The organism is Anabaena sp. 4-3, from assembly GCF_001597745.1.
Lineage (GTDB): Bacteria > Cyanobacteriota > Cyanobacteriia > Cyanobacteriales > Nostocaceae > Trichormus.
Genome location: NZ_LUHJ01000076.1, coordinates 211244 through 224217, shown reverse-complemented (window position 1 = coordinate 224217; position 12974 = coordinate 211244). Strand labels below are relative to the sequence as shown.

The 12974-nt window shown below is 42.9% G+C and carries 10 protein-coding genes; 7 read left to right on the top strand and 3 right to left on the bottom strand.

Translation table 11 applies throughout. The features are described 5' to 3' along the window. Window positions 1-64 precede the first annotated feature (64 nt). From lptC to metG, 3 genes are all read right to left on the bottom strand, one after another. A complete protein-coding gene (lptC, locus tag A3775_RS23160; protein WP_066382357.1) occupies window positions 65-1156 on the bottom strand; it encodes an LPS export ABC transporter periplasmic protein LptC in 1092 nt (363 codons plus the stop codon). 170 nt (window positions 1157-1326) lie between these two features. Beyond that, entirely contained in the window at window positions 1327-1950 is a 624-nt protein-coding gene (locus tag A3775_RS23155) for an NYN domain-containing protein (protein WP_015140250.1), read from the bottom strand. Window positions 1951-2123: 173 nt separating this feature from the next. Next, window positions 2124-3725: a methionine--tRNA ligase gene (metG, locus tag A3775_RS23150; protein ID WP_066381957.1), complete on the bottom strand. Its 1602-nt coding sequence runs from the start codon at window positions 3723-3725 to the stop codon at window positions 2124-2126. Between the two features lie 376 nt (window positions 3726-4101). Here metG and A3775_RS23140 point away from each other — a divergent pair, with 376 nt between their 5' ends. The 7 genes from A3775_RS23140 (at window position 4102) to fabD (ending at window position 12873) form a co-directional block, all read left to right on the top strand. Continuing rightward, the gene (locus tag A3775_RS23140) at window positions 4102-4827 is read left to right on the top strand and encodes a 1-acyl-sn-glycerol-3-phosphate acyltransferase (RefSeq protein WP_066381962.1); all 726 of its coding nucleotides are present in this window, start codon (window positions 4102-4104) and stop codon (window positions 4825-4827) included. 343 nt (window positions 4828-5170) lie between these two features. Continuing rightward, on the top strand, window positions 5171-5986 hold the full coding sequence (locus A3775_RS23135) for an alpha/beta fold hydrolase (protein ID WP_066381964.1): 816 nt from the start codon (window positions 5171-5173) through the stop codon (window positions 5984-5986). Window positions 5987-6121: 135 nt separating this feature from the next. Next, on the top strand, window positions 6122-7285 hold the full coding sequence (locus A3775_RS23130; protein WP_066427018.1) for a hypothetical protein: 1164 nt from the start codon (window positions 6122-6124) through the stop codon (window positions 7283-7285). 674 nt (window positions 7286-7959) lie between these two features. Beyond that, entirely contained in the window at window positions 7960-9441 is a 1482-nt protein-coding gene (locus A3775_RS23125) for a leucyl aminopeptidase (RefSeq protein WP_066427015.1), read from the top strand. 298 nt (window positions 9442-9739) lie between these two features. Continuing rightward, a complete protein-coding gene (plsX, locus tag A3775_RS23120; RefSeq protein ID WP_066381968.1) occupies window positions 9740-10765 on the top strand; it encodes a phosphate acyltransferase PlsX in 1026 nt (341 codons plus the stop codon). Window positions 10766-10882: 117 nt separating this feature from the next. After that, window positions 10883-11875, top strand: a complete 993-nt coding sequence (locus A3775_RS23115; RefSeq protein WP_066381970.1) for a beta-ketoacyl-ACP synthase III — start codon at window positions 10883-10885, stop codon at window positions 11873-11875. Window positions 11876-11991: 116 nt separating this feature from the next. Next, window positions 11992-12873, top strand: coding sequence for an ACP S-malonyltransferase (fabD, locus tag A3775_RS23110; RefSeq protein ID WP_066381972.1), 882 nt, complete (start codon window positions 11992-11994; stop codon window positions 12871-12873). Window positions 12874-12974 lie beyond the last annotated feature (101 nt).

The following is a 12974-nucleotide window of genomic DNA, read 5'->3' as shown; positions in this document are numbered from 1 at the left end:
GACAAGGAAGACAAGGGAGAATCTTTTACCCAGTCCCTAGTCCCCAGTCCCCAGTCCCCAATTCCTAATTCCTAGTCTCTGGAATAATCTCAGTCACCACTCTGTTTCTAGAACCGCCACCTTTAACCACAATATTTTCTGTTTGTAGATTACCTATAGCTGTTTCACCCTGAAAATTTAAGGGTGGATCAACTTGTCGATAAGCGACGTTTCCCTGGGCTTCTAATAATTTTTTGTCTAAATACCAAGTCATTTTTTGAGCGTTAAGGGTTTGGCGACGCTGCCCGACAGCATTAACTTTCCCGGTTAAATAAACTGTTTTTTGGGGAATTTGCATTTCCCCTCGGTTAGCAGTGACGGTGATGTTTTCGGTTCGATGCAACACGCGCACGGGGGAATTTGTAGTAACTTTTTCGCCGTTGATATTCCAAGTCATGGAGTTACTGGCAATTTGAACTGGAGGATCTAATAAATCTAATTGGGCATTTTGTTTAATTGTGGCAATCTTAGTTTTTAAGTTGACTTCGGCGGCGTTACCCCGACCGCGATCGCTTATTTGATTATTCTTGTAACGGTCAATTTGTAAAGGGCGATTGGCAATTAATTTTTCGGCTGGAATCTGCCAAATTAAATGCTCAGTCCGCATTTGCATCTGGGGATCGGCAGAATTTGCCACTACACCGCCAAAAAATTCCATGCGCTGTTCACGGGTTTTAACTTTGGCTTCCTGTGCTACTGCATTGAGTTGTTTATGGGTACCATTAATTTGGTTGCGGACAATTAATAAATCTTCTTGGGGTCGCCATTCTAATTCATTGCCTCGTAACACAATGCCATTAATTGGGTCTGTCGCCACTATTTTTCCTTTGAGAAATAGTTGCTTCCCATCCTGTTCGATGTCGGCGGTTTCGGCTGTGACTTGGTAAATTACTTTGCCATCTTGATAGAGTTCCCCGTAGGGACTTTGAGCTTCACCAATTTGTTTTTCTTTGGTGTATTGTGCTTGTTTAGCTTTGACTCTCCAAACTGGTCGCCCTACTTCATCTGCTTGTTCCAGAATCACATCAAAGAAAGTTAAATTACTATCTTGAGGAGATTCAGAATTATTTGGTTGGGCATTTTGGAGTGGTTTACCTCCACAAGCCACTAAACCCATGATTAAGAAAACAATTACAGGCAGGTAATACCAATTTGTTTTAAAATGGCAAAAATTTCTGATTTTTAAGAAAAACTGGCTATTCAAATCTACAGAAATGGGGGAAACTGTTGTTAGTTCCCCCCGATGACAATAGGCTTTTCTTCCTTGTCTACCTTGGTGTTTGGTCATTAATCTTGAATTTCTAGTTGTCCATCGCTAGGGTCATCTAAAAATCCCATACCAGATAAGGGTCGATAGGGATAGCTTTGGCGTGGGGTTTTTTGGATGTCTTCTTTTATAGCTTCTAAATCAATATAGCGATCGCTGACATTAATTAAGCTATCACTTGTCATAGAACGCAAACTGACCACCTCTACCCGCACACCACGATAACTCACAGAATTAACTGCATAAGCTAGATCCCCGTCACCACTGACTAAAACGGCGGTATCATAGGAATCTACCAAAGCCATCATATCTACGGCTATTTCTACATCTAAGTTGGCTTTTTTAGAACCGTCTGGTAGCTGTACTAAATCTTTAGCTATCACTCGATAACCGTTACGCCGCATCCACAACAAAAACCCCTGTTGCTTCTCGTTAGTGCGGTCTACACCTGTGTAAAAAAATGCCCGCAACAATCGAGAACCACCTGTTAAGCGACATAGTAATTTCGTGTAATCAATTTCAATTCCTAGTTGCAAAGCAGCGTAAAATAGATTTGAGCCATCAATAAATATAGCTACTCGACCCCGATTTTCTAACACCTGTTCCGGTGTGAATATGGAATCATTTTCTAAGTTATTCAACATTGTTGTCATACCTCAATTTTATCTTTGATATTTTTGATACAAGTTTTCAAGGAAAGAATGCTAGATTGGTTTATGATAATTTACTGGGGCTAATTTCAAGTTCAGCCCCATTAATTTTTTGCGAAAATAATAAGAGATTGAACTAGATTGCCATCAAGCAAAAACTCAAGTTATCAATCGTTTTTTATGGGTTCTATGCGTTTAAAAATTGGTTGGGGTTTACCCAAATTTTGCGCGCTAGAAAGTAATCCCCATGCTGCATGGGTGGAAAAAGGAGCATTAATTGCAATTGCTATTTGTTCGTTAAAATCAATTTCCCAGCCTAGTTGCTGATAAATATCACTACTGATATTAGGAATGACTGGGGAAAGCAGATAAGCAGCTAGTCTCACAGATTCTAAAACTGTGTACAGTACGGCTTCTACTTCTTGCTGTTTTCCTTGTTTATATAATGTCCAAGGAGCTTGCTCGTCAATATACTTATTGCTGGCTTGCACCAGTGACAGCACCATCTCACAAGCTTGGTTGAAAGCTAGTGTTGCATAAGCTTGTTTGACTTTTTCACCCAAATTTAAACCAATCGCTTTCAAAGCATTTTCCGCAGGAATGTCTGGATTACCGACTGACAGAGTATTGTCAGCACAGTATTTTTTCACCATGTTCAAGGTGCGATTGAGCAAATTACCTAAGTCATTTGCCAAATCTGCATTCAGAACATGAATGAATCTAACTTCATTAAAATCGCCATCTTTGCCAAATTCGATTTCCTTAAGGAAGTAATAACGAACGGCATCACTACCATAACGCTGAACGAGTGCGACAGGATCTAGGGTATTACCCAGACTTTTACCCATTTTCTGACCATCTTTGGTCAAAAAGCCATGCCCAAACACCTTTTCGGGTAACGGTAATTTAGCCGACATCAACATGGCAGGCCAATAAACTGCATGAAACCTTAATATATCTTTACCAATTAAGTGCAGGTTAATCGGCCACCATTTAGCTAGGGCGTTTTCTAATGTGGGTGGTACATCAGGATCTAACAGTGCTGTGACGTAACCCAGCAGGGCATCGAACCAGACATATAGGGTATGTTTGGCATCCGTGGGTACTGGAAAACCCCAATCTACATTCACCCTAGAAATCGAGAAGTCTTGTAAACCTTGGCTAACAAAGTTCAGAACTTCATTGCGACGACTTTCTGGTTGGATGAAATCCGGGCGCGACTGGTAAAATTCTTCTAATTGAGTTTGATATTTAGAAAGACGGAAGAAATAGTTTTGCTCATCTCGCCACTCAACTTCTTTGTTAGTATGTATGGGGCAACGCTTCCCTTCTAACAAGTCTCTTTCTTCTTTAAATTCTTCGCAGGATACGCAATACCAGCCTTTTTGCTGTCCTTGGTAGATGTCCCCAGATTCCCAGACTCGCTGAAAAAATTCTTTCACTATGGCTTCATGGCGTGATGAAGTAGTGCGAATAAAGCGATCATACTTAATATTCAGTAATTCCCACAGGGAGGCAAAACTGGCAGAGATGCCATCACAAAACTCTTGTGGTGCTTTCCCAATACTCTCTGCTGAACGCTGGATTTTCTGCCCATGTTCATCTGTACCTGTAATCAGCAGTACCTCTCGCCCCAACAGTCTATAAAACCGCGCCAGTGTATCCGCCGCCATCGTTGTATAAGCACTGCCTACGTGGGGAACATCGTTTACATAATACAGAGGTGTTGTGAGTGCAAATGTCTTTTCTGTTTGATCCACTATATTCATGCAAAATAAAAATCAAATTATTAAAACGTTTCTTGTTTACTGTTAGGTAAAACCAAGCAATTATATAACATTACTACCTTTTTTTTCAAACTCTAACTTAATATTAGCAAATTTCCCTGGTTAAGCATGATTTTTTAATGTTTATAAATTCCGCTAAATTTTCAGCCAAAAGACGGGAATTCACTCCTCGAAATCTTGGGGGATGTTTTTTTACATCTTTGGTGGCAGAGTATGAAAACCCCGAAATCTTTGCTCTGGGGCTGCTTCTGCTGCTCAAACATTTCTACCTTAAGACGGTCATGGTATTGGTAAAGAAATGTAAAAATTAAATCAAGATAAACTGCGATATTTTCCAAAAAAAATAGATTGATGAACTATGAGCATAAATAGACCCCTAGATATTTCTCGCTCATTTTTAACAGCACTCTCAGTCAGAATGTTTCGTTATTATGAGGATCGCATCCCTGAAGATGCCAGTTTGTTAATAGTGAGCAATCACCGCAGTTTTATGGATGCTCTAATTTTAATGGCAGCTTTAGGCAGTCCAATCCGCTTTGCTTGCCATCATTACATGGGGCAAGTGCCAATTCTGCGCGAGATTGTTACAGGACAATTAGGCTGCTTTCCCTTAGAAGACAACCAAAACCGCCAGCATAGCTTTTTTGTACAGTCCCAGCAGCTATTAAAAAGAAAACAGATGGTGGGAGTGTTTCCCGAAGGTGCAGATCCGATGGTGAAATACACAAGAGCCAATCATCTGGGTGAATTTCGTCGGGGTTTTGCTCATCTGGCATTACGTTCTGCCGTACCAGATTTAGCCGTTTTACCAATCGCGATCGCCTCTTTAGAAGAAGTGAACACTGCTGCTTTTCCCTTAAAATTTTTAAGTTTATTTGATCCTGGCGAACCGTTATTTAATCAAGCTGGTTGGCATCCTCTAGTAATTTATCATCGGGTGGCAGTGTTAATTGGTCGTCCCTATTGGATTACACCGCAACATCAACAACAATATTACGGTAAACAGGCAAAAAATGTAGTGGCTGATCTCACCACATATTGTCACAGTGAAATTGCTAACTTATTAATTCAGGGGTGTTATTAAAGTTGCAGATGCTGTTACATAACTGCTTAGAAGCATCACCAAGAATCGAAAAATTATCTGCTCTTTCTAGAATTATCTCTAGGGAAATCATCAATACTCTTGGACAACCTTGTGTTAACACTTATATCTCATAAGGAGGCTGGGCAATGCTGAATTTAAGTTAATTTTTTATTAAACAGTTTAACTATATCTAAAGTATTTGTTACATTTAAAGCTATGATTTGATCAGGAACTTAACCTTGATGATTGTGCTGTCACCTGCTTTTATCCTCACTCTACAAAGTATGAGATGGTCATAGCTTGAAGCCGATACAACTAGGAAATTGACGTTTATTTTGCCATAATGCCAGAAGTTGAACTAAAGCCGTGTTTCCTTACACCTAGACGCATTCAGCCAGAATATCCGTTGTTTGTGTATTTGCCTGGAATGGATGGAACAGGTCAACTATTGCGATCGCAAACTACGGGATTAGAAGTTGGCTTTGATGTTCGTTGTTTAGCAATACCACGGAAAGACCTCACGAGTTGGGAAATCCTCACAAGTAATGTTTTAGACTTAATCCATGCGGAATTAGAGAAAAGTTCCCAGAGATCAGTTTACTTGTGTGGTGAGTCCTTTGGTGGTTGCTTGGCGATGAAAGTCGCCACCCAAGCCCCACAATTGTTTAAACGGATGATTTTAATTAACCCAGCATCCGCCTTTAAATTACGGCCTTGGTTAAATTGGACATCTCAACTGATGGATATAGTTCCAGAATGTGCTTACGAGATTGGCGCACTGGGTTTATTACCATTCTTGGCATCTTTGCCGCGAATTTCTCGCAGTATTAGATATGAATTGCTGAAAACAATGCGTTCTGTACCACCAGAGACAGTGAATTGGCGGATATCTTTGTTAAGAGAGTTTAGCGTTGATGAAGAAAAGTTGAGTTCTCTGAAACAAACAGTCTTGTTAATTGCTGGTGCTGGCGATCGCCTCTTACCTTCCGTCACCGAAGTCAAACGTATAGCGAATATCATCCCCAACGCCAAAACCGTTATTCTACCTGAAAGCGGACACGCTTGCTTACTAGAGAACGATGTGAACCTCTACCAAATTCTTCAGGCTCATAACTTCCTAGAACTACAAGAGCATAAACTGCATCAAAAGATACTTTGATAGTAAGTTAATCTGTAACCTGCTGTAATTTTTCATCCCATGCAAAAATAATTTGCACTGGTTGGAAGATGTCAAGCGGGTAAATTTTTCATTACAACCGAAAAAGAGAGGCTGTAATGAGGATAATTATCCAAAATGTCTGAAGAATCCCCATATAAAAACACAAATATCAACCCATCAGTTAATTCACCTGAAACTCAAAAAACTGAAGCAGATAAAAATCAAACGTCTCTAATAGATACTTTGGCTGAAACTGCTGTTAATACTGGAAAAACAGTTGTAGATACAGCAGTGGTAGTAGGGACAGCAACAGCACAAACTACATATAATTTATTTGGGCAAGCAACTAAAATCACAGGACAAGTTATCAATAAGATTGGGCAAAATTGGTTAATTAGAAGAATATCTGGGTTTTTAAATCTCAACTGGCTGATCGGTGCGAGTGAGGATGTTGATTTAGCAAAAGTGGAAATTGCAGTTAACAAACTCAAGCAGAAATACCCCCAAGAATCACCTCAACAAATTGCTCACCGCATCATGATGGAAAAAGCCACTAAAGCCGGTGGAATTGGGTTAGCAAGTAGTATTTTGCCAGGAGTAGCAGTTGCGTTGCTAGCAGTAGACTTAGCTGCAACCATGAAATTGCAGACAGAAATGCTGTATCAAATTGCCGGGGTGTATGGACTAGACTTACAAGATCCAGCACGTAAAGGGGAACTATTGACGATTTTTGGGTTGGGTTTAGGTGGGAATCGGCTGTTAAAAGCCGCCGGATTAGTTTGGTTGCGAAATGTCCCCTTTGCTGGGGCAGCGATCGCCGCCAGTGCCAATGCTACAATGAGTTATTCTTTAGGGTATGCGGCTTGTCGGTTTTATGAAGCCAAACTAGACGAATCAGTGTCCGTAGAATCACCGGAAACGCTGGCGAAATTAAAAGCCGAGAGTGAACAATATTTAGAAACGGCGATCGCGCAACAAGCCGTCATGGATCAGATATTAGTCCATGTTATTTTAGCGAGTCACCCGGAAAAAACTTGGCAACAAATATTACCAGAACTCAAAGCCGCTAACCTGAGTGAAACTTCATTATCAGCGATCGCCAAAAACATCAAATCACCCCCACCCTTAGAGCAACTACTTAATCAACTAGATCCTGATTTTGCCGTACCCTTATTAGCACAATGTCAGAGAATTGCTCAAATAGACAAGCAAACCACAGCAGTAGAGCAAGAAATTATCAGAGCGATCGCTAACAAATTTGATATTGACTTAAATCAAAATCAAGACAACAGTCAATAGTTATTAGCGTTGCTCAGGATCAACACCGAGAGAACGCAATCGCTGCTTTAACTGTTTCAATTATCGAAAATTTGGGTTGAAAACCCCGTCGTTCTACGACGGCTTTCTGGTATACTAGCAGTAGGTTGTAGACCGTGAGAACGATGTTCGCGTAGCGTCCCGCAGGGAGGAAACAGGTAAAACGTCCTACTCCGTGATCTCAAAATGCCTAACAGTCAATGGTGTAAAAATAAGTCCAAACTGTAAGGTCGAAAAGCAATTAAATAGGGTAGGGCATACCCAAATTTACGCTTGGGGAGTAGTCCTTAAGTGGGGTATATCGAGAGATATGTTTCGGACTAGACATGAAACTGTAAGACCAAAATCAACATCGTTGGTGGAGGCAGGATTCAGCCCAAGAATCTCCGCACTTTTAGGGCGGAGAGTGTCAAAAGGTCATGAGTCATTAGAGATTGGGCATGGGGCATAACTCAATTCAAAATTCAAAATTCAAAATTGGTGATTGTTAATTGTTAATTGTTAATTTTTGACGGTTGACTGAGAAAGAATTTCTCCCTCATCTCCCCAGTCCCCAGTCCCCAGTCCCCAATCCCCAATCCCCAGTCCCCAATCCCTCACTCGGAAAATTTTGAGCAATACTTGTACAAGAAGGAATATTTACGCGAAATCCAAAAATGGCAATTCAACTGAGTGACAAACCTCTGCTAGAGTGGGCTGGCGATACGCTAGCGATCGCATTATTTGAAGAAGCAGTAGAGTTAACAGGGGAACTGGCAACTTTAGATGAGAAGTTTGCCGGCATTTTAAAAGAAGTCATTGCAGAAGAAGAATTTAAAGGCAAAGCCAACAGCAGCATCTTTACTCGCGTCACAGGTGCTAGCCCCATCAAAAAAGTGATTTTAGTAGGTTTAGGAAAACCCGATACCCTCAAACTAGACACCCTCAGACAAGCGGCAGCGACAGTCGGGAAAGTTGCCAAAAAACAAAAAACCAAAGTTTTAGGCTGTAGTTTTCCTTTATGGAACAATGACCCATCTGCATCTGTGCAAGCACTAGCTGAAGGTGTGCAACTAGCCCTTTACAAAGACAATCGCTTTAAATCAGAATCAGAAGACAAAGGCGCACAAGTCGAAACCATCGAGTTTTTAGGATTCGCCGGACAAGAACCAGCAATTACCAAAGCCAATCAAATCGTCTCTGGGGTAATCTTGGCTAGAGAGTTAGTAGCAGCCCCAGCCAACGCCGTCACCCCGATTACAATGGCAGAAACAGCCCAACAAATTGCCCAAGAACACGGTTTGCAAATCGAGATTTTGGAAAAAGCAGACTGTGAAAAATTAGGCATGGGTGCTTTTTTGGGAGTAGCCCAAGCTTCTGATTTGCCGCCAAAATTCATCCACCTGACATATAAACCCCAAGGTACAGCCAAGCGTAAACTAGGCATTATTGGCAAAGGCTTAACCTTTGATTCTGGTGGACTCAACATCAAAGGTGCGGGTAGCGGTATTGAAACCATGAAAATCGATATGGGAGGCGCAGCCGCTACATTAGGTGCTGCCAAAGCCATAGGTCAACTCAAGCCAGATGTGGAAGTGCATTTTATTTCGGCTGTGACAGAAAACATGATTAGCGGCCACGCCATGCACCCAGGAGACATCCTCACCGCATCCAATGGCAAAACCATTGAAGTCAATAACACCGACGCTGAAGGTCGTTTAACCCTAGCAGATGCCTTAGTTTTTGCCGACAAATTAGAATTAGATGCCGTTGTTGATTTAGCCACCCTTACCGGGGCTTGTGTGGTTGCCTTGGGAGATGATATTGCTGGCTTATTTACTCCTGATGATGGTTTAGCAGCACAACTAGAACAAGCTGCCGACAGTTCAGGTGAGAAAATTTGGCGGCTGCCAATGGAAGACAAATATTTTGAGGGACTCAAATCTGGGATTGCGGACATGAAAAACACCGGGCCGCGTGCTGGTGGTTCGATTACCGCCGCCTTGTTCCTCAAACAGTTTGTCAAAGACACAGCTTGGGCGCACCTAGATATAGCCGGGCCAGTTTGGGCAGACAAAGACAGTGGTTATAACGGCTCTGGTGCCACTGGTTTCGGTGTCAGAACCCTAGTTGATTGGGTACTAGGTACTGGGGACTAGGTACTGGAAGGGACTGGAGAGCAGGGGGGATGAGGGAGATGAGGGGGATGAGGGAGCCTCTTAAGGGCAGGGGGAAATTTTTTCCTTAGAATTCTTTCAATTTTGAATTTTGAATTTTGAATTTTGAATTGATTGATGCCCCAATCCCCAATCCCCAATCCCCAATATTTCGTGTTATCGTGGGTTTACCGTGAGAACTTGTTGCAAAAATCACAACAGTAATCGGCAGATGGAAAGTTAAGATTTTTTAGCAAAGGCATCTGGTAAAATTTGTAAGGTTTCTAAAAAGCACTGAGCAATGGGATCGACTGGCGTGCGGATAGCAATTGACGCAATGGGAGGGGATAACGCTCCCGGTGAAATCGTTACTGGCGCGGTGCGAGCCAGTGAAGAATTAGGTGTGAAAGTTTTATTGGTGGGTGATCCCCAACAAATTAAAGCTGCCTTGCCCCCAAAAACTAATGTGGCAGGAGTGGAAATCATTCCGGCTGAGGATGCGATCGCAATGGATGAGGAGCCTTTGAATGCGGTGAGACGCAAACGCAAGGCTTCTATTAATGTGGCGATGGATTTAGTTAAGCAACAACAGGCAGATGCGGTATTTTCTGCTGGTCATTCGGGGGCAGCAATGGCATCAGCCCTACTTCGCTTGGGAAGATTGCCAGGGGTTGACCGTCCGGCAATTGGGACAGTTTTTCCCACCGTCAAAGCAGGTAAGCCAGTTCTCATTCTGGATGTGGGCGCAAACGTAGATTGTCGTCCTAAGTTTTTAGAACAGTTCGCCGTCATCGGTTCGATTTATAGTCAGTATGTTCTCGGTACAAATGAACCCAAGGTGGGTTTGTTGAACATTGGCGAAGAAGATACTAAAGGTAATGAGTTAGCCCTACGTACTCACGAACTGTTACGAGTTAATCCCCATATTGCCTTTCTAGGCAATGCGGAAGGACGAGATGTTCTGTCTGGTGAATTTGATGTGATTGTCTGCGATGGCTTTGTGGGCAACATCTTACTCAAATTTGCCGAAGCGGTTGGCGGCGTGATTTTACAAATTTTGCGGGAAGAATTACCCCAAGGTTTGCACGGTCAAATTGGGTCAGCGATTTTAAGACCAAACCTGAAGCGCATTAAGCAACGTATGGATCACGCCGAACATGGCGGCGCGTTGCTGTTAGGTGTGTCAGGTGTGTGTTTGATTGGTCATGGTAGTTCTCAAGCACCTTCAGTTTTTAACGCCATTCGCATGGCAAAAGAAGCTGTAGATAATCAGGTCATGCAACAATTGCAATCCCGATATGAGATGCTACAGAGTGAGAGTAGTTAGCAATCAGCCAAAAAACTAGTAATGACAGCTAGTAACAAGTCATTGGTTAGCAGTTAAAGACTAATGACTAATGACTGATGACTAATGACTAACAGCTGATAGCTTGGGAGATTAGGAGTGCAAAATTTAGGTATAGCAATTACAGGAAGTGGTTCGGCAGTACCCACAACTTCCCTTCACAATCAACAACTGACGGAACTGGTAGACACCTCTGATGAGTGGATTACTACCAGAACCGGAATTCGTCAGCGACGTTTAGCCAATCCCACAGATTCCTTGAGTGGGTTAGCGACATCTGCCAGCCTTCAAGCGATCGCCTCCGCCGGAATTACACCAGCCGATATAGATTTAATCTTGCTGGCAACTTCCACCCCAGATGATTTATTTGGTAGTGCGTGTAAAGTTCAAGCAGCGTTAGGTGCTACCCAAGCAGTAGCCTTTGACCTGACAGCCGCTTGTTCTGGCTTTGTGTTTGGGCTAGTCACAGCCGCCCAATACATTAAAACAGGCGCATACCGCAATGTACTATTAATCGGGGCAGATATCCTCTCTCGTTGGGTAGATTGGCAAGACAGACGCACTTGCGTATTGTTTGGCGATGGTGCTGGGGCAGTTGTCTTACAGGCAAATACAAGCGATCGCTTACTAGGATTTGCCCTCAAAAGTGACGGGACTCAAAACCACTACCTCAACCTCGGCTATCAAGGCACTTCTCAAGAAATCATCCCAGGCGTAAACGTTACTCAAGGCACTTATCAACCCATCACCATGAACGGTAAAGAAGTTTATCGATTTGCCGCCCAAAAAGTCCCAGAAATCATTGATAAAGCCTTATTTGCCGCCAACCTCACCGTTGACCAAATCGACTGGCTGCTACTACATCAAGCGAATCAGCGCATCCTTGACGCAGTTGCCCAACGCCTCAAGATTCCTAATGACAAAGTTATCAGTAATCTTGCTAACTACGGTAACACCTCCGCCGCCTCCATTCCCATCGCTTTAGATGAAGCCGTGCGGCAAGGTAACATCAAAACCAACGACATTATCGCCGCCTCCGGCTTTGGAGCAGGTTTAACCTGGGGCGCAGCAATTTTCCAATGGGGACGATAAACAATTCAAAATACCCTGCGGGAAGGCTGCGCCTACAAAATGCAAAATTCAAAAATTGGATTCTTCATTTTGAATTTTGCATTTTTAATTTTGAATTTGAGCGAAGCGATTGACCAATGACTAAAACTGCATGGGTGTTTCCCGGACAAGGTTCTCAAGCATTAGGAATGGGAACCGACTTATTAGATATACCTGCTGCCAAAGACAAGTTTGCCCAAGCTGAAAGCATCTTAGGCTGGTCGGTAACAGACATCTGCCAAAACCAAGAAGAAAAATTATCCCAAACACTCTACACTCAGCCCTGTCTTTATGTGGTTGAGAGTATCCTCGCCGACCTAATTCGAGAAAAAGGACACCAGCCTGATTTAGTTGCAGGTCACAGTTTAGGAGAATATATTGCTCTCTACGTTGCGGGTGTGTTCGAGTGGTCAGTGGGATTACAGCTAGTCAAGCGACGCGCTGAACTGATGGATAATGCTGCCGGGGGGATGATGGCAGCTTTGATGAACTTTGAGCGCGAACAATTAGAAACAGTGATTGCCACAACTCCTGATGTAGTGTTAGCAAATGACAACAGCCCAGCACAGGTAGTTATCTCTGGCACTCCAGAGGCAGTACAAACAGTTATGTCTGAAGTGAAAGCTAAACGTGCCATTCCCCTGAAAGTTTCCGGTGCATTTCACTCACACTTTATGGCTGCTGCTGCTAGGGAGTTTCAAGAAGTTCTCGACACTGTAGAGTTTCAGTCTGCCACAGTACCAGTATTATCTAACGTTGAACCAGTTCCCGCCGTTGATGCCGAAATTTTAAAGCAACGTCTCAGTCAACAGATGACTGGTTCAGTACGCTGGCGAGAAATTGCTTTACAACTACCAGCCAACAGCATTGAGAAAGTAGTAGAAATCGGCCCTGGTAACGTCCTCACAGGTTTGATTAAACGCACCACACCTGATTTAATTTTAGAAAACGTCCGCAAGGTTGCGGAATTACCAAATTAGGGACTAGGGACTGGGTACTGGGTACTGGGGACTGGGAAAGCAGAGAAGCAGAGAGTAAAATTCAATGCCCAATGCCCCATGCCCCATGCCCAATACCCCAT